A 21,392-nucleotide genomic window follows, 5' to 3' on the forward strand; every position below is an offset into this window, starting at 1 on the left:
TAGCCGCGTGCGTGGACGACGCGCTCCGGGATGCGCTCGTGATCGAAATGGAAGATCTTTTCGCGGAGGATGAAGTCTTCGAGCAGCGTGGGGCCCCGCAGACCCGCCTTTAGACTGTTCTGGGCATCCGCGATCGGGATGCCCTGCTGCGTGGTCATGGTAAGTGCCGCGTCCGAGGTCGTCTGGCGGGTTTCGCCGCCATGGCCCTGCTGTTCGGCATAGTTCGTCGGCTGGTCGGCACCCGCCGGCAGCGGCGGTGCCTTCTTGGCCGTCTCGCCCTTGAGTTTCACCGCGTCGCTTTTGATGCTCTTGCGTGCCATGGACGTAATCCTCCGATCACGCCCTTAATGCCACCAGCGCCACGGCGGTGCGAGGCATAAATCTTTGTAGCGACTGGGAACCGAGCCGGAGGAGCGAAATCAAGTTCTGTCAGTCGAGCATGGTTGCCGGTTCGGACAACAGGCGCGGGCTCGGCAACGTAAGTGTTCATGGCTGCGCAGAACCCGACTGCGGCTTCCTTGGTCCTGGATCACAGCCAGGGAAAGCTGAGCAGCCCCCACCGGGTGGTCCGGCTTGATTGTTAGTGCATCGTCACCTCCGCCGCCATTGGCGGTCGTAGGTGGAGCGAAGCGGAACCGGAGGCCGGCAGTGGCGGTGTCGCCGCTTCTGGTGCCGGCGGGCGGTAGCCCAGGCTGCTGTGCGGCCGGACGGTGTTGTAGTGACGGCGCCACGCCTCGATCAGCACCCTGGCCTCGGCGAGGCTGTAGAAGATCTCGCCGTTGAGCAGTTCGTCGCGAAGCGACCCGTTGAAGCTCTCGTTATAGCCGTTCTCCCATGGCGAGCCCGGGGCGATGTAGAGCGTCTTCACGCCGATCTGGCCGAGCCAGGTCTGGACGGCGGTGGCGATGAACTCGCGGCCGTTGTCCGACCTGATGTGCGCTGGCGGACCCCGTTCGATGAACAGGTCGGCCAACGCGGCCAGCACGTCTTCGTGGCGGAGCTGGCGTGACACGACCAGCGCCAGACACTCGCGACTGGCCTCGTCGATGATGGTCAGGATGCGGAACTTGCGCCCGTCGTGGGTGCGCTCCTCGACAAAATCATAGGCCCAGACGTGCCCCGGATACTCTGGCCGGAGCCGGATGCAGGAGCCGTCATTGAGCCACAATCGGCCGCGTTTCGGTTGGCGCTGCGGTACCTTCAGCCCCTCGCGCCGCCAGATCCGCTCGACCCGCTTGTGGTTCACCGACCAGCCCGCCGCATGCAGCAGCGCGGTCACCCGACGGTAGCCGTAGCGCCCGTACTGCCTGGCCAGCGCGACGACGTTGTCGGTAAGCGCCTGCTCGTCATCTGCCCCGCACGGCACTTTGCGCTGCGTCGACCGGTGCTGCCCGAGCACGCGGCACACCCGTCGCTCGGATACGTCCAGCGCCTCTTTCACCTGATCGATGCAGCACCGGCGCCGCGCGGGGCTCAGAAGTTTCCCCGTGCCGCCTCCTGCAGGATCAGCTTGTCCAGCGTCAGGTCGGAGATCGCGCGACGCAGCCGCAGGTTCTCTTTCTCCAGGTCTTTCATCCGCCGTGCCTGATCCGTCTTCAGGCCGCCATACTCCTTGCGCCACCGGTAGTAGGTCTGCTCGCTGACCGCGATCCGCCGACACGCCTCCGCGGTCGTCCCGCCCTGGCCCAGCATGATCTCAACTTCACGTAGCTTCCCGATAATCTCCTCGGGCTTATGCTTCTTCGAAGGCATTCGTCGTCCCTTCCTTGATCCAGACTGTCATAGTCGATGGACCACTCAGAAGGGGGCAGCTCACCTTACCGTGGTGTACCGGCCATACAGGCGCACATGCTGCGGCGACCGTGTTACCGGACGCCCCGCTGTCCGTAGCTGATCGTTCAATGCCACAAGGTTGTAAAAGGTTCAATAAAAAGTTGAGTCAGAGGGGAGAGCCGACGAGGTCCTCAGTTCTCCTCCAACGAACCCTCTGCACCACTCAAACGAACAACTGGGTTGGCCCACCCCCTTACCTCGCCGCTCTGAAGCGATCCATGCGTAGCTGGTGTCACAACCGGACATGGCTGTTGAAAAAATGCTGAGATCAAGGGTTGAGCGCTGGGGTGCGATGCCCGGTATAAAGACTATAGATGACGAACTTAAGCGACTGTAGCTTTGCGGGCTTTCTATTCGATATGGATGGCACGCTGCTGACCTCCATCGAGGCTTCGAAACGCGTCTGGGGGAGGTGGGCAGCTCGCTTTGGGTTGGATGCCGCTAAGTTCCTGCCGAATGCGCACGGCATGCAGGTGCGCGATGTCATTCGGCTGCTCGATCTACCCGGCGTGGATTCAGACGACGAGGCGGCGGTGATCTTCGCCGCCGAGCTGGCCGATATGGACGGCGTCACCGCCATCCCTGGAGCCGGCTCGTTCCTGGCCCAATTGCCCGCCGACCGCTGGGCCATCGTCACCTCGGCGCCGCGCGCCCTGGCGCTGCGTCGCCTCGACGCGGCTGGCCTGCCGGTGCCGCCGGTGCTGATCTGCGCGGCCGACGTCGATCGGGGCAAACCCGATCCGTCCTGCTTCATTCTCGCCGCCGAGCGACTCGGCGTCGCCATCGACCAGTGCCTCGTGTTCGAGGACGCCCCTGCGGGCATCCTCGCGGCGGAGCGATCCGGCGCGGCCGTCGTTGTCGTCACTCATGCCCATCCCGGCCGGGCCGCGACGCATGCGACCGAGATCGGCGATTACACCGCCCTGTCGCTGGAGCAGACTTCGGCAGGGTCCTGGCGCCTGTCCTACCCCGCACGGGCACGATCCTGACGAGCCGGCTCAGCCGGTCGCTTCCCCCAGCATGGCGGCCAGCCAGGCGCGATGCGTCGGTGCGGAGGCCGCCAGCTTCGCGACGTCGCGCGTCATCCGCCCGAACGCGCTCTCGATCTGCTGCGACGTAAAGCCATCGGCCAGCGGATCCCAGGCCTTGGGCATGATCCCCAGGCCCACGAAGATCGCCAGCCAGCTCGGATCGGCGAAGGTTTCCCACTCCATCCGCACCATCCGTCCACGCGCCTCGAACAGGCGGATCTTGTGCGCCAGCGCGTCGGGCAAGGGCGTCGCGCGCCGGTCGAGCCAGAACGGCTCCGAGCGCCCATTCGCCCAATAATGCAGGACCAGGAAATCGCGTACGCGCTCATATTCCAGCCGCGTGATCCGGTTGTATTCGTCGGCGAGCGCCGGATCCATGCCGTCGTCCGGAAACAGTGCCAACAGGCGCTGCAACCCCGAATAGATCAGCGTGATGCTGGTCGATTCCAGCGGCTCGAGGAAGCCGGCAGCCAAGCCCAGCGCCACGCAGTTCGACACCCAGGCGCGTTGGCGACGCCCCGTGGTGAAGCGGAGAAGATTGGGCTCGGCGAGCGCCTCCCCCTCGAGCGTGGCGCGCAGCGTCGCTGCGGCCTCGTCGTCGGAGAGGTGGCTGCTCGCATAGACATAGCCGTTGCCGATGCGATGGCGCAGCGGGATGCGCCATCGCCAACCCGCCGACCGCGCCGTCACCCGGGTGTAGGGCTCGATGGGTGCGGCATCCTCCCGATAGGCGCACGGGATTGCCACGGCGCGATCGACCGGCAGCAAGGTGCGCCAGTCGTCATAGGGCTCGGCCAACGTCTCGCCGGCAAGGAGCGCCCTGAATCCGGTGCAGTCGATGAAGAGATCACCCGAGATCCGCGCACCGGTGTCGGTGTGCAGCGACAGGAGGCGGCCGGTGTCGCCGCAGCGTTCCACCCGCTCGATCCGGGCATCGACCCGGGTTACGCCGCGCGCCTCGGCAACCTCGCGCAGATGGCGGGCGAACAGTGCCGCGTCGAAATGGACCGCCCAGTCGAAGAAGGCATAGTCGGGCGCAGGGCGTAGCGGCGTCATCATCCGCCCGCCCAGCGCAAGCTGGCTCGCCAGGCTGAACTGATCGAGGGTCGTCCGGTTGCCGCCGGCGCGCAGCTTCGACCAATATTGGTGAAAGTCGACGCCGTTCGATGGCGTGCCGTACAGACCGAAGGGATGGAAGAAGCGGCTGTCGTCACCGGCCCAGCCATCGAACAGGATGCCGAGCTTGGCGGTGGCATTGCTCGCGCGCATGACCTCCGCCTCGTCCAGGCCCGCCTCGGCGAAGAAGTCGCGGATCGCGGGCGTGGTCGCCTCGCCGACGCCGACCGTTCCGATCGTGGTCGATTCGACGAGCGTGATCGCGATGCCGAGCGGCGCGAGCCGGTGCGACAGCAGCGCCGCCGCCATCCACCCCGCCGTCCCACCGCCGGCGATGACGACCGATCGCACCCGTCCTGCGCTCACGACGACCGACGCGGCGGCTCGCCGTCGATCGCGCGCAGGAAGGCGTCCCGCTCGGGAGAGGGCGGGCCGACATAGCCACGGGCATGGTCGGGCAGATGGTCGGCCATGCTCGCCGCCTCGTCGCCGAACACCATCGTGTCGAACCAGTGCCGCCACGCCTGCCGGTGCGCGGGCGGCAGATCGCGGATGGCGCGCAGGGTCGCGATCATCGCCGCTAGCGCGGAGCGGCTGTCGGCTTCCGCCCACCAATGGTTGACCATCACGTTGAGCGGCCCCCGGGCATGGACCGCATGCCACCAGATCGGCGGAATGTATAGCGCGTCGCCGGGTGCCAGATCGGCATGGAGCGCGTGGCGCGCGGCCTCGGCATAGCGCGGGTAGCGATCCAGGTCGGGCTTCGCCACGTCGACCATGCTCACCGGCGGACCGGCGATCGTCAGGTGCAGCGGACCGACATAGAGGTTGTCGACCTGCTCGGGCGGAAACAGCGTCACGCGGCGCGTGCCCGCCACGACGACCATCAGGTTGCTCGATTCATCGAAGTGGGTGGCGACGTGGCTTTCGTTGCCGATCCATACCCGCGCCTTCGCCGTCGGCAGATCGAAGCCGATCGGATTGGCCGCCGCCCACCCCGGCAGGACCGCGCCGGTCGCAGCGGCGCCCGCATACAACGCAGTCGGCCGGGCCTGTCCACGCTGGCCGAGCAAATGTCTCAGCAGCCCCGTGACCGTCGTCCCGCGCTTCTGGAAATTGCACCCGCGCAACGCACCGTCGTAGAAGTATCGCCCGCCGATCTCCGGCGGCCCGACCAGCAATTCAGTCTGCGTCCCGCTGTCGAGCGCGGCGATCTAGTCGACCAGCGCCTCGTCGGACCGACGCGCCGCCTCGACCGCGGGCCAGGCTGCCGCCTGCCCGCGCAGGACGACCGGCCGATACGCCGTCACGATCTCGGCGGCAAAGCTCGCCGCGTCGATCGAACCGCGGTCGGCGACCGGCTGGCTCATCCCCGCCTCGGAGCAATGCGATGCCGTGCCCCTGCAGGGCCGCGGCGATCAACAAGACGCAGCGCCCAGATCAGAACTTGACCCGCGCGCCCATCGTGAACCGCCGTTCGTAAAGGTTGTTGTAGGCCTTCTGGTCCTCCCAGACCAAATAGTAGCGCTCGTACTCGCCGGTCAGGTTTGACCCTTGCGCATAGATGGTGAAGTTGGGCGTGAAGTCGTAGCTGACCGACGCGTCGACATAGCTGACCGGCGACTGATACAGCTGAAGGCCGCCGACGCCGCCGAAGTTCTGCGACACCGCACGCTCCGACCGATAGTTCCACGCCACGCGTGCCTGGAGGTGGTCGTCCTGGTAGAAGCCGGTGACGTTGGTCTGGATCTTCGAATTATCCTGGAAGGGCACGTCGCGTCCGGCCAGATCCTTCGCGCCCGACTTCGACGGCGAATAGGTCAGGTTGAGGTCAAAGCCGAAGTTCGACAGCAGGGTTGGCATAAACGCCAGATCGCGGAACGACTGTTTCCACTGCGCTTCCACGCCCTTCAGCGTACCCGACGCGCCCTGAACGGGCGTGCTGATCGACACGGGTCGTCCGCGCACGACGCCATCGTTGTCCGGCAGGTCCGTCCGTACAATGGTGCCGCTCTGGGTGAAGCTGTCGACCTCGATGTAGAAGCCGGCGAGGCTCAACAGGCTGCCGCGGCCGATGTAATATTCCGCCGACAGGTCGAAGTTGGTCGCCCGCCACGGATCGAGTTGAGGATTGCCCGATGAGCTGCCGCCCGTTACCCGGAACAGCGGCGTCGGGCCGCTGGTGTCGATGGCATATGTGGGGTTGAGGCCGCCACCCCACTGGCTGAGATTGAGCAGCGTCATCGTGCGCGTAACCGCACCCCGCAGTCGCAGGTTGTTAGTGACGTCGACCGCCACGTTGATCGACGGCAGGAAGTCGGTGAAGCTGCGCTTCGTCTCCGTGGTGCCCTGGAAGGCGTTGGCCAGGCCATAGGGGCGCGGCACGCCGGTGATGTTCTGGATCACGTCGAGCCGCGTATCGATCACCTTCACGCCGCCGTTGGCGCGCACCGGCATGCCGAACAGCTCGCCCTGGCCGTTTATCTGGAAATAGCCGGTGACCTGCTTCACGCCCACGGCATAAGACGCGCCCGGATTGGCGACCTCGACGTTGCCGGGATAGAAGGAGTCCTGGAACGCCTGCGCGTTGTCCATTGCCTTGGGGTCGAGCACGTACAGCGCCGGCACACCGGCCGTCGGCGGCTTGACCTGCGCCAGCAGGCCGTTGAACTTCGGATCGTTGCCGCGGTAGGCGATACCGGCGGTGTAGAAGCCGCCCGCGCCATCGGGCACGAAGCAGGCCGCCGGATTGGTCGCCGAATTGGAGTTGAGTGAGACGTCGAACGCCTTCCACTTGACCAGACACGCACGGTCCGACGTGGCGCCCGGACCCTGTGCCGCCCCGGCGTACAGCGGCGCCGCACGATCGAACGAGTAGTTGTCCGCTGATCGGTCGCTGTAACGACCGCCGAATTCCAAGCTGAGATCGTCGTTGACCTTCCAAGTCGCATCGATGCGGCCGACCTTTAGATCAGCGTTGCGGCGATAGTTCGTTTCCGACGACGTTCCCTTGAACCCGATCTGCGACGGATCGCCGAGCTGGGTGAGCAGCTGCTGCGGCAGTGAGAAGGTCGGACGATCGCCAGTATAGTCGACAATCGAATGCAGTGAGTTCAACCCCGCGAGCGTATTGACGGTGTAGCCGTTGGGATTGAACGGGCGATCGCCGCCGATCGAATCGGGGTAGTTGCCGATACCGCCGGGCTGCCACTGGCGCCCGTTGGACGGGCTGAACGCGGCATAGCTCTGGTCGTAGGTCTGGCTTGCCTTGCCATACAGGCCGCGCGCCACGATCTTGAAATTGTCGTCGTTGTCGAACTTCAATTCGAGATTGTAGTTCTGCGACTTGGTCACCGAATGGTCGTTCTGCGACCACAGCGTGAAGTCGCCGAGGTCGTAGTCGTAGACGTTAACGGTGTTGAAATCGTAGGTTCCGCGCACTTTGGCGTTGGTGTTGCGCGTCTGGGTCGGCACGAACTCGGCGGCCTGCCAGTTGATGTTGGCCTGCTGGAAGCCGGCGATGCGCGCGCGCTCGTCCTGCTTGGCGTAGAAGGCGTCGCCGGTCAGTTCGAGACTGTCGCTCAGCTCGAACTGGACCGAGCCGTTGATGCCCAGCCGCTCGCGACGGTTCTCGGTGTTGTAGCCCTGGAAGCCCTGCGACACAAAATAGGCGTCGTTGATGTCGCCGTCGCCGTTGACGTCGGCGCCCTGCGTGCCGAAGCGGACACCGCGCGGGCGGAACGACGGCGAGAAGCCGCTGGTGCCGAGCGCGTCGGTCCCTTCCGACCGCACCTGACCGCCATAGCCGGCGATGATGCCTTCCTGCGAGTTGGCGAGGTGGATCTTGGTATAGGCCGCTGCCACCAGGATACCGAACCGGTCGCCGCGATACGCCACCAGCCCGTTGACGTTGGGCTCCCACCGATCGGTCTTCTGGCCATGCTGGATCTCGCCGGCGGCCGACACCGTCAGCGTCTTGGTGAAGTCGAACGGGCGCCGCGTGCGCAGGTTGACCGTGCCCGTGATGCCCGCGTCGAGCAGATCGGCGGTCGACGACTTGACGACGTCGGCGCCGGAGAACAGCTGCGACGGAATATCCTGGAAATTGGGCTGCACGCTCGTGATCGAGTTGCCGCTAAGATAGGACTCGCCGTTCAGCAGCGTCGTCACCTGGGGCAGGCCGCGCACGTTGACCGCGCCGCCCTCACCCGCGCCGCGGCGGATCTGGACGCCAGGAATACGCTGCAGCGAGTCGGAGATGGTGACGTCGGGCAGCTTGCCGATGTCCTCGGCAGAGATCGAATCGATTACCGAGGCCGCGTTGCGCTTCAGCGCGATCGCGCGCTCCTGCGATCCGCGGATACCGGTGACGACGATGTCCGCGGTCTCGGCGGTATCGTCGGTGCCGCTTGTCGGCGTCGGATCCTGCGCATTGCCTTGCGGCGTCGACGGTCCGGTCGCGACCGGTGCCGTCGTCTGCGCCAGCGCGCTGCTGGCGAACCCGAGCGCGGATACCGTCGCCAGCAGCCCCAGCCGGCGCACGAGTGCTGCGTTCCCCATGATGTTTCCCCTTGCCTGTTTGTTTTCGTTGATCATGGCGCGCGTCGCGCCGTGGCGGATCGCCGATGGCTGGATGGTCACCATCCCCCGTCGATTCCGATGTTCTGCCCCGAGATCATGTCCGACGCCGGAGACGCCAGGAACAGCACCAGATCCGCCACATCGGCGGCCTCGATCCGGCGCTTGACGCTCTGGTTTTCCAGGATCCATTGATTGTATTCGGCCAGTCGGTCGCCGAACACGCGCTCCTCTGCGTTCGACACCACCGCGCCCGGTGCCACCGCGTTCACGCGGATGCCGAACGCGCCCAGTTCGCGCGCCAGCGACTTGGTCAGCCCCAGCACCGCGCCCTTCGACGCGACATAGGGCACGTATCCGTCCCACCGGCCATTAAGGACCAGCGAGCAGAAGTTGACGATCTTGCCATAGCCGCGCCCCTTCATCCCCGGCGCCAGTGCCAGGGCCAGCGCGAAGGCCGCCGACGTGTTGACCCGCATCTGATCCTCGAACTCGGCCGGCGAGAACTGCTCGAACGGCTTGTTGACGATGAGCGCCGCGTTGTTGACCAGGATGTCGATGGGCTGCTCGGCGTCGAGGCTGGCGATGCTGCGCTGCGCCTCGTCCAGCATCGACAGGTCGACGCCCACATAGCGGGCGCCCGCCCCCATCTCGGCCGCCAGCGCGCGGCCCTCCTGCTCGTGCTCCGGCAGATCGAGCAGGCACAGGCATGCGCCGGCGTCGCGCAGGCGCACCGCTTCCGCCCGGCCCAATGTGCCCAGCGCACCCGTGATGAGCGCAGCTTTGCCTGCAAGCACCCCGTTAGACATCCAGACCTATTCCTCTCGTCTGTCCGGTTTCGCAGCGAGTAGATAGCTTGTCAACAACCTGTAGCACAGGTAGTTGCTAATTTGCCTTGAAGGGTCGCGAACGACATCTGGTTGGGGGAAATGACGATCATGAAGATCACCGCGATCGAGACGATCCGTGTGGCGGAGTTTCCCAACCTATTGTGGGTTCAGGTCCATACCGACGAGGGGATCAGCGGCCTCGGCGAAACCTTCTACGGCGCCGCTGCGGTCGAGGCGCATATCCACGAGGTTGCCGCGCCGCAGCTGATCGGTCGCGATCCGCTCGCCATCGACGCCATTTCGCGGTTGCTGGCGGGATACGTCGGCTTCCGCTCGACCGGCGCCGAGACCCGCGCCGCGTCGGCGATCGACATCGCGCTTTGGGACGTCTTCGGCAAGGTCGCGGGCCAGCCGATCTGGCAGCTGCTGGGTGGGCGGACGCGGGACTCGATCCGCACCTACAACACCTGCGCCGGCTCGCACTACGTCCGCTCCACGCGCGGGCAATCGACCGAGAATTGGGGGCGCGGCGTCACGAAGGTGACCGGCCACGACGATCTCGAGGCATTCATGACCCGCGCCGACGAACTCGCCGCCGACCTGCTTGAATCGGGCATTACGGCGATGAAGATCTGGCCGTTCGATCCTGCCGCCGAGCGCAACATGGGCGCCTATATCTCGCCCGAGGAACTGCGCGACGCGCTGAAACCGTTCGAGCGCATCCGCAAGGCGGTGGGCGACCGGATCGACATCATGGTCGAATTCCACTCGCTCTGGCTGCTGCCCCCCGCGATCCGCATCGCCGAGGCGCTCGCCCCGTTCGACACCTTCTGGCACGAGGACCCGATCCGTATGGACAGCCTGGGGTCGCTGAAGCGTTATGCGGCGCGCAGCCGGGCGCCGTTGTGCGCGTCGGAGACGCTGGGAACGCGCTGGGCGTTCCGCGATCTGCTGGAAACGGAGTCGGCGGGGGTGATCATGCTCGATCTCGGCTGGTGCGGCGGCCTGTCGGAGGCGCGCAAGATCGCCGCGATGGCGGAAACCTGGCACCTGCCGGTCGCGCCGCACGACTGTACCGGTCCGGTCGTGCTCACCGCCTCGACCCACCTCTGCCTCAACGCCACCAATGCGCTGGTGCAGGAGTCGGTGCGCGCCTTCTACAACGGCTGGTACCAGGATCTCGTCACCCAGCTGCCGCCGGTCCGCGGCGGCATGATCACCGTACCCGACGGGCCGGGCCTCGGCCTCGAACTCCACGACGATCTCGACCAGCGACTGACGGTGACGCGCCGCCGCTATGACGCCGGCAGCGCTGCATGACCGACCTTACCCGCAAGGACGTGCTGGTCGGGCTGGGTGCGGCCGCCCTCTCCTCGACACCCGCCATTGCCGCCACGCCGCGCCGGCGCCGGGGCAGGCCGCTGGCGATCGCGATGTGGGACTTCTCCTGGCTCGAGCGCCGCTGGCCTGGCGCGGGGTACGAGGACTGGGACGTCGCACTCCGCGAGCTGGTGGAGCGCGGTTACGACGCGGTGCGGATCGACGCCTATCCGCATCTGGTCGCCGCCGATGGCGCGCGCGAATGGCTGCTGAAGCCGGTCTGGAACAACCAGGATTGGGGGGCGCCGACGCTGACGCGGGTCACCGTCCTGCCCGCCTTGACGCAGTTCATCGCCCGTTGCCGCGCGCATGGCGTGCGCGTCGCGCTGTCGACCTGGTTCCGCGAGGATGCGGACAACGTCCGCCAGCGGATCAAGACGCCCGCCGCGCTGGCCGACATCTGGCGCCAGACGCTTCGCGCGATCGAGCGCGCCGGTCTGCTCGACTCGATCGTCTACGTCGATTTTTGCAACGAATGGCCGGGGCCGATCTGGGTGACCTTCCTCGATCCACCGCTGCAATGGGGCGCGTGGCGCGATCCTCGGTCGCTGACGTGGATGCGCGGCGCGATTGCCGCCTTGCGCCCCGACTATCCCGACATGCCGCTGCTATTTTCCGGCACCGCGGGCGAGATCGCCGATTACGCCAGTGGCGACGCCAGCATGATGGACGCCTGCGAATATCACATCTGGATGGCGAACGGGAACCGCAACGAGTTCGCCAAGGCGGTCGGTTACAAGGGTGACCGCTTTTCGGACGAGGGCTATCACAACCTCCAGCTGAAGGCGTACGACGTCTACACCGCACGGGCGGACTATTGGCGAAAGTCGCTGACCGACCAGATCGCCGCCGCCGCCACTGCGTCGCGCACCGCGCGGTTGCCGATGATCACCACCGAATGCTGGGGCATCGTCGACTACAAGGACTGGCCGCTGCTGCGCTGGGACTGGGTGAAGGAGCTGTGCGCGCTGGGAACGCTCGAAGCATCGAAGACCGGCCGGTGGCTTGCGGTCGCCACCAGCAACTTCTGCGGTCCGCAATTCCAGGGCATGTGGCGCGACATCGCCTGGCACCGCGCGTTGACCAAGGCGATCAAGCAGGGGCCGGTCGATCCCGCCTTGCAATCGGGCCGGCTTTGGGCGCAACTTACAAGCTGACATGACGCGCCCGATGACCGCCATCTCCCATCATCGCCAGGTGAGCACGCCCGCGTGAGCGAAGGAACGCGGGCGGTGATCGACGCCGTCACCGGATACATTGCCGCCCAGCGGCTGCGCAGCGGCGATCCCCTGCCGAGCGAGAATGATTTCGCCGGATCGGTCGGCGTCAGCCGCACGGTGGTGCGCCAGGCGTTCGGTGCGCTCGGTGCGCTTCGCCTGATCGAGACGAGCAACGGCCGGCGTCCGCGGGTCGGGCGGATCGACGGCTCGGTCGTGGCCATCCCGATGGCGCATGCGGTCAGCACCGCGCAGGCGACGGTGCAGCAGGTGTGGGACGCCCGCCGCGCGCTCGAGCGCCGCACCGCCGAACTGGCGGCGATGCAGCGCACCGAGGCGGAGGCCGACCGCATCGTCGCGCTTTCCGGCTTGCTGCGCCAGGCAGGCGACGACCTGCCGCAGCAAGTGGAACACGACATCGCCTTCCACGCCGCCATCGCGGAAGCGACGCGCAATCCGCTGCTGGCACTGCTGATCGGCTCGTTCGCCGAATTGATGCGCAAGACCTGCCCGATCGGATGGCAGGCGCGCCGCACCGACGAGGATCGCCTCGCCGTCTTCGACCAGCACGACCGGATCGCCAACGCCATCAAGGCGGGTGACCCGGTCGCGGCTCAGGCGGCGATGGACGCGCATTTCGAACTCAGCCTGCGCGCCTTGGCCGGTTCCGGCTTCAACTGACGCGTTGCGTCACGGCCGGACGGGGATCCGCGCCGGCACGACGTTCCAGCCCCTTACCGCGATCCGCGCTCCCGCCGCGAGCGGCTTGCCCGGCACCCGCACCGCCACCGTGCGCCGCTCGCCGGGAAGCAGCGTCAGATAATTATCGTCGTAATAGGCGGGCAGCACCTGGGCGCCGTGAGAATCGAACAGCGTCAGCTTGGTCTCGACCGCCGGTGCGGTCGCGCCATTGATGACATCGACCATCACCACCGTTTCGTCGCCCTCACGCTCCTGGCGTGCCGCGATCGTCAACGGCACCTGCGCCATCGTTGTCATCGGCTGCAGCCCGGCAGGCGTCGCCGCCTGCCAATAGCTGTTGCGCGACAGCACGGTGCCGCCGGCATCCACCGCCTCCAGCCTGACGATCGCCGCCACCGACGGCGTCAGCGCCGCTTGCGCCACCGGCGATACCGCGGTGACGACCCCGGCGGGCGCATCGACGCGCGTCTCCCCGCTGACCAGCGTTTGTCCCGCAAGATCGACGACGCTCGCGCGCACCGTCACGCCGCTCAGCGGCCTCACCGTGTTGTTGACCAGCACGACACGGCGATCGGGCAGGTTCATCTGGACATGGACCGGCTCCGACGCGCTCTTCACCGCATAATAGGATGCCTGCGCGTCATAGTCGGTCGAATAGATGTTCCAGGCACTCGACGGCCAGGCCGCCTGCGTCATCCACAGCATGCGGCCGCTATTGGTCTTCCACAGCCCCGCGTTCATGCCTTCGAAGATCGCGCGGTAGGAATCGAACTGCAGCATCTGCGCGCGCTTCTCGAAATCGTCGAGATTGGTCGCCTCGCCGAAACGCGTGCGGATCGCCGCCAGATAGGTGCCGACCGCACCGCCCTTGTCCTGGTGCCAGTCGTGATAGGCCCAGGCGTCGCTGATCGGCCACAGGTCGGCGGGCGCCATCGTCCGCTTCCAGCTTTCCAGCGTCGGAAACGACGGCGTTCCCACCTCGATCGCGAAGCCCTTGCCGTTGCGGGTGAAATACACCTCCGGCTCGCGCCACTCGTACGGCCCGCTGACCGCCAGGTTGATCCGGTTCGACGAGGGCAGGTACAGCCGCGTGCCGTCCTCCGTGTCGATTAGCCGCTGCAGTGCCGTGTTGAGGGCCGGCTGCGGCACGCCCTCGTTGCGGCCGATCCAGGCGATGATCGACGGGTGGTGGCGGAACCGCTTCACCACATCGTTAGCGTTGGCCATGAACAGCGCGGTGTCGTCGGCCTGCTGGTTGTAGTTCTGCGTCGACTCCCAGAAGTCGCTCAGCACCAGCATCCCATATTCGTCCGCCAGGTCGAAAAACACGTCCTCGGTGTTCTGCCCCACCCAGTTCCGGATGATGTTGAGATGCGCATTCCGGTGCAGCCGGAAGAACGGTTCGAGGCGGGTGCGCTCGACCCGCTTCATGAAATCGTCCATCCCCCAATTGCCGCCGCGCGCGGCAATGCGGACGCCGTTGACGCGGATGACCAGGTTCGGCGCCAGTTCGTCGTCGCCGACGATGTCGCGGATCGCGGGCGATCCTTCCGCTCCGGGCGCGAGCGACGGTGCCCAGCCGCCACGCACCTGGCGGATCCCGTCGTGCGTCGCATTGATGATCGGCTGGCCCGTTCCCCGTGCGCGCGTCAGATCGACCGCCAACCGCCGCAGCCGGCCCCCGGCATCGACCAGCGACGTCTCGTACGTCACGGTGCGCATCCCGAACCGCACGCTGCGGCTGTCCGCCACCGCGCCGCCGATGCTCGCGGTCATCGTCAGGTCGTGAAGCGCCGCCGCGCCATAGCCGTTGGGCCACCACAGCCGCGGATTGCGCACTGAAAGCTGCGGAAACTCGCGAGGCGCGAAGGTTACGGTACGGCGTTCCCGCGGCGCCAACGCCACCTCGCGCGCTACGGCGACGTCGTCGAACCGGGCCGCGACGGTTGTGGTCACCGGGAGGTCGGCTAGATTCTCGACCGGCACCTCCAGCCGCACGTCGGCGATGCTGTTGTCGGCGCGCGGCAGCGACGTAACCACCTGAACGTCGCCGACGCGCACGTCGCCGCTCTCTTCCAGCCCGACACCCTGCCACAGTCCCGTGTTGCGATCGCGCACCGACGGGATCCAGTCCCACCCCTCCGATGCGACGAAGGTCGGCCCGTCGATCACCATCATGCCGCCGTTCTCGCCCGCCCCAGCGGTCAGCGATTCCTCGTGCGGCAGGCCGGGGTGCGGTGCCGGCGAGACCCGCACCGCCACCACCGCGCGCTCGCCCGGCCGCAACAGGCCGGTCACGTCGAACCGCCCGCGGATGAAGGCGCCACGCATGTCGCCCAAGCGGCGACCATTCAGCCACACCTCGGCGGCATAGTTCACCCCGTCGAAACGCAGGAACAGCCGCTTGCCAGGCGCCGACGCCGGCGCGGAAAAGGCGGTGCGATACCAGTAATCCTGGCGGTTCAGCACCTCGGGTATCGCCATGTTGTTCAGGCCGAACGCCGGATCGGGATAGACCCCGCGATCGACCAGCGTCGTCAGCACCGTGCCCGGCACCGTCGCGGGGTACCAGCGCCCCGCAGGATCGGCCGGGCCCGACAGCGCCGCACCGTCGAGACCCTTGGGCAGGTCGGGTGCCGCAGCCAGCTGCCACCCATTGACCGCCCAGCGTCCCGCGCTCACGGACGCCAGCGCGGCAACTTTCGGCAGCGGCCGAACGCGGGGCGCGGAAAAGGGCGCGCGGCTGACCGGCAACGTCTCCGGCGGCTGCGGCTTCTCCTGGCCAAGCTGCTGCTTCGTCTGCACGGCCCAGTGCGCGCTGTTCGGCGCGAAGGTGACCAGCGCGTCCTGCGGCGGCTTGCCGCCACAGATCGTCCCGGTCGCCGCCCGCCAGTCCAGCGCCGCGATGCGGCCGGTGAAGCCTCGACGGCCCGCCGCCCTCGGCGCGATGGTCAACGCCGTGGGCGCGGTGCCGATCGGCACCACCCGACCTTCCGCCACCGTCCGCCCTCCGACCGACAGGCGCAGCCGTCCCGCGTTCGCCGTCAGCGTGACGAAGGTCCATGCCCCCGGCGCCAGCACTGTCCGCCCGGTCACCGACGAAGCGCCGACCCGCGCCGCAATCACGCCGTCACCGCCCGACAGCTCCGCCAACACCATGCCCGCCGCGTCGGTGAGCCGTACCAGCGACGTGCCGCCGGCGATCGACGCGTCCGGCTTGAACCAGCCGGACAGCGTCCAGGTCGCGACCGGCACTCCGTGCGTCGCCGGGGCGGGGGCGAGAGGCTGGACGATGCCGTCCCCGGCGGCGATCAGCTCGACGTTCACGCCGCGATCCGCCGCGCTGACGCTCGGCATCGCGAGGATTCCGGCGGCGACGGCGGTCAGGGCGAGGGTCTTGCCGGTCATCATCGTCTCCCGTTCGCCCGCACCTTCTCGGCTAGAAATGCACAGACGTTGTAGCCAACCTGTGCTACAGGTTCTTGACGTGGTCAATGACATGGGTCCACACACACAGTGGCGGCCACGCGGAAGGAACATCGGTGACAATCACGAAGCTCGGCCGCACGGCCCTTGCTGCGGCGGGCATGGTTATGGTTGCGGCATCCGCCAACGCCGCGCCGCAGGCCGCATCGAGCATGGCATCGACGAACGGTGTCAGCGGTCTTCGGGCCCTCCGGAATGGCTTCGACGTGCGTACGGGAACTGCGCTGATGCGGGTCGAGGCATTGACCGACACCACGCTGCGTGTCCGCATCGCGCCGTCGGGCAGCTTGCCAGAAAACGCCAGCTGGGCGGTGCCCGCCGCGGTCCGCGCGCAAAGCGTAGCGGTCGTTCCCACGCCGGACGGGTTCAACACCAACGCCCTCGCCGTCCACGTCGATCCGGCGACGCTCCGCCTGACCGTCACCGACCGCACCGGTCGTCCGATCGTCGCCGACGCGCCGCGTCCGCTGACGCTGGACGGTGCCGCCTTCACCTTGCGCAAGGCGCTGCGCCCCGACGAGCATATCTTCGCGCTTGGCGACAAGACCGGCGGCTCGCTCGACCGGCGCGGGCGTACCTTCGTCAACTGGAACACCGACGCCTACGCTTTCGACAGCACCACCGATCCGATCTACAAGGCGATCCCGTTCTTTCTCGGCGTTGACGATGCCGGCCGCAGCTATGGCCTGCTGTTCGACAATACGTGGCGCAGCTGGTTCGATTTCGGCCATCGCGATGTCGATACGCTGGCGATGGGCAGCCCGGGCGGGCCGATCGATTACTACATCCTGGCCGGGCCCGCGGTGCGCGACGTGGTGCGCGGCTACACCGCGCTCACCGGCCACGCCCCGCTGCCCCCGCTATGGGCGTTCGGCTACCAGCAGTCGCGCTACAGCTATATGTCCGCCGCCGAGGTGCGCGACATCGCCGGCAAGCTCGCCAGCAGCGGCATCCCCACCGATGCGATGTGGCTCGACATCGACTTCCTCGACCGCAACCGGCCGTTCACGGTCAACCGACAGACCTATCCCGACCTGAAGGGGCTGGCGGGCGAGCTTGGCCGGCAGGGGATCAAGCTGGTCACCATCGCCGACCTGCACATCGCGAGTGCGCCCGGAGAGGATTACGCCCCCTATGACAGCGGGACGGCGATCGACGCCTTCGTCCACGCCGCTGACGGCAAGCCGTTCGTCGGCAAGGTATGGCCAGGCCCGTCGGTATTCCCCGACTTCACCGACAAGCGCGTGCGCGCATGGTGGGGCAGGAACTTCCGCGGCTATGTCGATGCGGGTGTCGCCGGTTTCTGGAACGACATGAACGAACCGTCGGTGTTCAACGACCTGCACACCATGCCGGTTGACGCGATCCATCACATCGACGCCGACGATTTCGCGCCCCGCTCCGCCAGCCATGCCGAACTGCACAACGTCTACGGCATGGAGAATACCCGGGCGACGTACGAGGGCATGCAGGCACTGCGCCCCGGCGAGCGCCCGTTCGTCATGACCCGCGCCAGCTATGCCGGCGGCCAGCGCTATGCCGTGACCTGGACGGGCGACAATTCCTCGACCTGGGATCACCTGCGCCTCGCGGTGAACCAGATGCTCAACCTCGGCCTGTCGGGCTTTTCCTATGCCGGCACCGACGTCGGCGGCTATGCGGGCGGCGCGAGCCCGGCGCTGATGACGCGCTGGTACCAGATCGCCGCGTTCGGCCCGATCTTCCGCGCCCATGCCGAAAAGGGGTCGCCGCGCGCCGAACCCTGGGTGGACGGGCCGGAGCATCTCGCGATCCGCCGCCGCTTCGTCGAGGAGCGGTATCGCCTGCTGCCGTATATCTACGCGCTGGCCGACGCCAATACGCGCAACGGCGATCCGCTGATGCGCCCCGTCTTCTACGACTATCCTGAAATGATCGCATCGCCGTGCAAGCGCGGAATCGACTTCACGCTCGGCCGATCACTGCTGGTCGCGCCCGCCCCGAAGGGCGAATCCGAGCAGCCGTACGAGATCTGCCTGCCCAAGGGCGGCTGGTACGACTATTGGTCGGGCCTGCCCGTCACCGCCAACCCGCCGCCGACGGGCGAGGCGGCGACGCTGCCGGGCGCGAACCTGGCCGATCGCGTGACCGAGACGCCGCGGATCGACCGCATGCCCGTGTTCGTCCGCGCCGGCACCATCCTGCCGCGCCAGGCGGTGGTGACCAGCACCGCGCGGACGCCGACGGGGCCGCTGCGGCTCGACGTCTATCCGGGCGCCGACTGCAGCGGCATGCTGTACCTCGACGACGGCCACACCACCGCCGCCACGCGCGGACGCGTGCTGCGCCAGTCGATCCGCTGCGAACAGGTGCCGGGCGGCGGGCTGCGTATCCTGTTCAACGCACGCGAGCAGGGCTATCGCCCCTGGTGGCGCCAGATCGCGGTCACCGTCCATGGCGCCGCAGGGGCAGCGCGCGTGACGCGGGGGCGCTCGCCGGTGGCCAGCAGCTTCGACGCCGCCGCGCGCACCGTCGCCTTCACGCTCGCCGACGCAGGGTTGGAGCGGCCGACCACGATCGCGCTCGTGACCGGCGGCATGCAATGATCGCGCTGCGCACGGCCCTAGTGCTGATCGCCACCGCGCTGTCGCTGGCCCCGGCCCTCGCCCAATCGCCCGAGCCGCGCCGCGAGCAGTCGCTCGATGCCGGCTGGCGCTTCATCCAGCGCGACGTCGGCGAGGCGGCGGCGGCCCCGGACTATGACGACGCGGCCTGGACGGCGGTGTCGGTGCCGCACACGTCCAACTGGATCGGGTCGTACAACAAGGTCCGCGATCCGCGCACCAACCTCTACCAGGGCGTGTCCTGGTACCGCCTTCGGTTTGCCGTCCCCGCGGCTACGAAGGGCGAGCGCCGGTTCGTCCAGTTCGACGGCGTCGGCAACATCGCCGACGTCTGGCTGAACGGCCGCCGCCTTGGCCGCCACGCCGGCGCCTTCTCGCGTTTCCGCTTCGACGTTTCCGATGCGATCCGGCCGGGCGGCGACAACGTGCTGGTCGTGCGCGCCGACAACAGCGCGCGCGCGGCAGGCAGCAGTACCGCCAACGTCATCCCGCTGGCGGGTGATTTCTTCCTGTTCGGCGGCATCTATCGCCATGTCGCCCTGCTCACCACCGGCGCCCAGCACCTCGACCTGCTCGATGACGGCGGCCCCGGCGTCTACGCGACGACGTCTACGGTCGATCGTTACATGGCCACGGTCGATGTCCGCGCGCGGATCGCCGGTACGGGCAAGACCGACGTCGACGTCCTGCTCGCTCTCGACGATGCGCAAGGCCGCACCGTCGCCAGCCGGACGGTGCGTGCGCGCCTGCGCGACGGCGCCGGCCTCGCCACGGCGGCGCTCAGCGTCCCCAGCCCGCATCTGTGGAACGGGCGCGCCGACCCCTATCTCTACACGTTGCGTGCGGAGGTACGCCGCGGCGCTACGCTGAGCGACCGGCTCGTCCAGCCCTACGGCATCCGCACCTTTCGCATCGATGCCGATCGCGGCTTCTTCCTCAACGGCAAGCCGCTGCCGCTCCACGGCATCTCTCGGCATCAGGATCGCTTCGGCGTTGGCTGGGCGGTCAGCGATGAGGACCAGCGCCGCGACATGGCGCTGATCGCGGAGCTGGGCGCCAACACCGTTCGTGGCGCGCATTACCAGCATGCGCCGATCTGGTACGACCTCGCCGATCGCAACGGCATCGTGATGTGGGCGGAAATCCCGTTCGTGAACCAGGCCGGCTGGACGCGCGGCCCGGGCCTCGATCCGGACCTTCGCACCAATGCCGAGCAGCAGCTGCGCGAACTGATCAAGCAAAATGCCAACCACCCCAGCATCGTCACCTGGTCGATCGGCAACGAGGTCGACATCGTCGATCTCGGCCCGACGACGCGCGCCAATTCGCGCGCGCTGCTCGACGCGTTGCAACTGGTCGCCGAACGCGAGGACCCGTCGCGCCCCACCAGCTTCGCCGATTGCTGCGAACCCAACTACGCAGCGACCGACACCCGCGGCGTCACGCTGGCCGGCAGCGCCGACACCATCGGTTATAACCGATACTCTGGCTGGTATTACGATCGCGCCGACGAACTCGGCCCCAACCTCGACCGCCTGCGCCGGCGTCACCCGGGCTTGCCGATATCCGTCAGCGAATATGGCGCGGGCGGCGCCACGACGCAGCATACCGACGATCCGCGTGGTGGCGCGATCGACTCCCACGGCCGCATCCAGCCCGAAGAGTATCAAAGCTGGGTGCTGGAGCAGAATTGGGCGGCGATCCGCGACCGGCCGTGGCTGTGGTCGAGCTGGCTGTGGGTCATGTTCGATTTCGCGAGCCCGCGCGCGGAAGGCGACGCGACCGACCTCAATACGAAGGGCGTGATGACGTCGGACCGCTCGATCCGGAAGGACGCCTTCTACTTCTTCCAGGCGCAATGGGCGGCGCAGCCGGTGCTGCACATCACCCAGCGTCGTTACGTCGATCGCTTCTATCCTGTCACCGACGTACGGCTCTACAGCAATGCCGGCGATGCCCGGCTGACCCTCAACGACCGCGAACTCGGCTCGCGCCCGTGCCGCGACGGGATCTGCGTCTGGCCGCGCGTGACGCTGGATACCGGGGCCAATCGCCTCGTCGCCACGGCGCGGTTCGGTGACCGCGAAGTGACCGACACCGTCGAGTGGACGGCGCATGATCCGCATGCGGGGCTCGCGCTTGATGCCGGCAACCTGCTGGGCGAGGTGGCACCCGACGGGACGCGGTTCGGCTCCGACGCCTTCTTCACCGGCGGCGAGCCGACGACGATCGCCGCCATGGCGGGCGGTGACGCAGGCTTGCCCGCCGCGATGGCGCGCACGGTCCGCCGCGGCGACTTCGCCTACGACCTGCCGCTGCCGGATGGCCGCTGGCGGCTGAGCCTGTGGTTCGCCGAACCCGACGCAGCGGCGGCGGCGCGGGGCTTTTCCGTCCTGGCGCAGGGCAGCCCGGTCGTTACCGACCTGGACGTCGCCCGTGCGGCGGGCGGCGCGCAGCGCGCGATCCGCCGCGACGTGCCGGTGACGGTCACCGACGGCCACCTTCGCCTACAATTCCGTAGCGGCCACGGGCCGGCGCTGCTGTCGGCGCTGCGCCTCGTCCCGCTAGGCCGCCCGTCACGATGACGCTGCCCACCGCTGCGGCCGCAAGGAAACG

General features: G+C 67.7%; 14 protein-coding genes. 6 read left to right on the forward strand and 8 right to left on the reverse strand.

The window, feature by feature from the left end; all coding sequences use genetic code 11:
• Both J2Y58_RS18335 and J2Y58_RS18340 read right to left on the reverse strand, forming a co-directional pair.
• Positions 1-320: catalase (locus J2Y58_RS18335; protein WP_310106422.1), on the reverse strand; the 320-nt coding region annotated here is incomplete at its 3' end.
• 260 nt (positions 321-580) lie between these two features.
• Positions 581-1,752 (reverse strand): IS3 family transposase gene (locus J2Y58_RS18340; RefSeq protein ID WP_310106425.1). Its coding sequence is split into 2 segments (ribosomal slippage): positions 581-1,488 and positions 1,488-1,752, totalling 1,173 coding nucleotides; the frame shifts between segments, so codons are not numbered across the junction.
• 395 nt (positions 1,753-2,147) lie between these two features.
• Here J2Y58_RS18340 and J2Y58_RS18345 point away from each other — a divergent pair.
• The gene (locus J2Y58_RS18345; RefSeq protein ID WP_310106427.1) at positions 2,148-2,822 is read left to right on the forward strand and encodes an HAD-IA family hydrolase; all 675 of its coding nucleotides are present in this window, start codon (positions 2,148-2,150) and stop codon (positions 2,820-2,822) included.
• 9 nt (positions 2,823-2,831) lie between these two features.
• Here the strand turns inward: J2Y58_RS18345 and J2Y58_RS18350 are convergent, their stop codons facing one another.
• The 5 genes from J2Y58_RS18350 to J2Y58_RS18370 all read right to left on the reverse strand — a co-directional run bounded on the left by J2Y58_RS18350 (position 2,832) and on the right by J2Y58_RS18370 (position 9,367).
• Positions 2,832-4,346, reverse strand: coding sequence for a tryptophan 7-halogenase (locus J2Y58_RS18350; RefSeq protein ID WP_310106429.1), 1,515 nt, complete (start codon positions 4,344-4,346; stop codon positions 2,832-2,834).
• Positions 4,343-5,161, reverse strand: a complete 819-nt coding sequence (locus tag J2Y58_RS18355; protein ID WP_310106431.1) for a cupin-like domain-containing protein — start codon at positions 5,159-5,161, stop codon at positions 4,343-4,345. Before J2Y58_RS18355 ends, J2Y58_RS18350 begins: the two co-directional genes overlap by 4 nt.
• A 33-nt stretch (positions 5,162-5,194) precedes the next feature.
• Positions 5,195-5,350: a hypothetical protein gene (locus J2Y58_RS18360; protein ID WP_310106433.1), complete on the reverse strand. Its 156-nt coding sequence runs from the start codon at positions 5,348-5,350 to the stop codon at positions 5,195-5,197.
• Between the two features lie 70 nt (positions 5,351-5,420).
• Complete coding sequence (locus tag J2Y58_RS18365; RefSeq protein WP_310106435.1) at positions 5,421-8,540, reverse strand: TonB-dependent receptor; 3,120 nt, start codon at positions 8,538-8,540, stop codon at positions 5,421-5,423.
• 77 nt (positions 8,541-8,617) lie between these two features.
• Positions 8,618-9,367 (reverse strand): SDR family oxidoreductase, encoded by a 750-nt coding sequence (locus tag J2Y58_RS18370; RefSeq protein ID WP_310106436.1) that lies wholly within the window; start codon positions 9,365-9,367, stop codon positions 8,618-8,620.
• A gap of 120 nt (positions 9,368-9,487) precedes the next feature.
• Here J2Y58_RS18370 and J2Y58_RS18375 point away from each other — a divergent pair, with 120 nt between their 5' ends.
• The 3 genes from J2Y58_RS18375 (at position 9,488) to J2Y58_RS18385 (ending at position 12,666) form a co-directional block, all read left to right on the forward strand.
• Positions 9,488-10,708, forward strand: coding sequence for a mandelate racemase/muconate lactonizing enzyme family protein (locus J2Y58_RS18375; protein ID WP_310106438.1), 1,221 nt, complete (start codon positions 9,488-9,490; stop codon positions 10,706-10,708).
• Complete coding sequence (locus J2Y58_RS18380) at positions 10,705-11,925, forward strand: cellulase-like family protein (RefSeq protein WP_310106440.1); 1,221 nt, start codon at positions 10,705-10,707, stop codon at positions 11,923-11,925. The genes J2Y58_RS18375 and J2Y58_RS18380 overlap by 4 nt, the downstream gene beginning before the upstream one ends.
• Before the next feature lie 75 nt (positions 11,926-12,000).
• Positions 12,001-12,666, forward strand: a complete 666-nt coding sequence (locus J2Y58_RS18385; protein WP_310106442.1) for a FadR/GntR family transcriptional regulator — start codon at positions 12,001-12,003, stop codon at positions 12,664-12,666.
• Positions 12,667-12,675: 9 nt separating this feature from the next.
• On the opposite strand, the gene J2Y58_RS18390 is transcribed toward J2Y58_RS18385, so the two are convergent.
• Positions 12,676-16,095 (reverse strand): glycosyl hydrolase 2 galactose-binding domain-containing protein, encoded by a 3,420-nt coding sequence (locus J2Y58_RS18390; protein WP_310106444.1) that lies wholly within the window; start codon positions 16,093-16,095, stop codon positions 12,676-12,678.
• Positions 16,096-16,379: 284 nt separating this feature from the next.
• Here J2Y58_RS18390 and J2Y58_RS18395 point away from each other — a divergent pair, with 284 nt between their 5' ends.
• Together J2Y58_RS18395 and J2Y58_RS18400 are read left to right on the forward strand one after the other, a co-directional pair.
• Positions 16,380-18,758: a TIM-barrel domain-containing protein gene (locus J2Y58_RS18395; protein WP_310106446.1), complete on the forward strand. Its 2,379-nt coding sequence runs from the start codon at positions 16,380-16,382 to the stop codon at positions 18,756-18,758.
• Positions 18,755-21,361, forward strand: coding sequence for a glycoside hydrolase family 2 TIM barrel-domain containing protein (locus J2Y58_RS18400; RefSeq protein WP_310106448.1), 2,607 nt, complete (start codon positions 18,755-18,757; stop codon positions 21,359-21,361). The genes J2Y58_RS18395 and J2Y58_RS18400 overlap by 4 nt, the downstream gene beginning before the upstream one ends.
• Positions 21,362-21,392 lie beyond the last annotated feature (31 nt).

The sequence above is a fragment of the Sphingomonas sp. BE138 genome (assembly GCF_031456125.1).
GTDB lineage: Bacteria > Pseudomonadota > Alphaproteobacteria > Sphingomonadales > Sphingomonadaceae > Sphingomonas.

What these genes read in the sequence shown, in the direction of transcription:
- J2Y58_RS18345 (WP_310106427.1), top strand. Translation starts at nt 2,148, where the DNA reads ATGACGAACTTAAGCGACTGTAGCTTTGCGGGCTTTCTATTCGATATG.
- J2Y58_RS18360 (WP_310106433.1), bottom strand. Translation starts at nt 5,350, where the DNA reads ATGAGCCAGCCGGTCGCCGACCGCGGTTCGATCGACGCGGCGAGCTTT.
- J2Y58_RS18365 (WP_310106435.1), bottom strand. Translation starts at nt 8,540, where the DNA reads ATGGGGAACGCAGCACTCGTGCGCCGGCTGGGGCTGCTGGCGACGGTA.
- J2Y58_RS18370 (WP_310106436.1), bottom strand. Translation starts at nt 9,367, where the DNA reads ATGTCTAACGGGGTGCTTGCAGGCAAAGCTGCGCTCATCACGGGTGCG.
- J2Y58_RS18375 (WP_310106438.1), top strand. Translation starts at nt 9,488, where the DNA reads ATGACGATCATGAAGATCACCGCGATCGAGACGATCCGTGTGGCGGAG.
- J2Y58_RS18380 (WP_310106440.1), top strand. Translation starts at nt 10,705, where the DNA reads ATGACCGACCTTACCCGCAAGGACGTGCTGGTCGGGCTGGGTGCGGCC.
- J2Y58_RS18390 (WP_310106444.1), bottom strand. Translation starts at nt 16,095, where the DNA reads ATGACCGGCAAGACCCTCGCCCTGACCGCCGTCGCCGCCGGAATCCTC.
- J2Y58_RS18400 (WP_310106448.1), top strand. Translation starts at nt 18,755, where the DNA reads ATGATCGCGCTGCGCACGGCCCTAGTGCTGATCGCCACCGCGCTGTCG.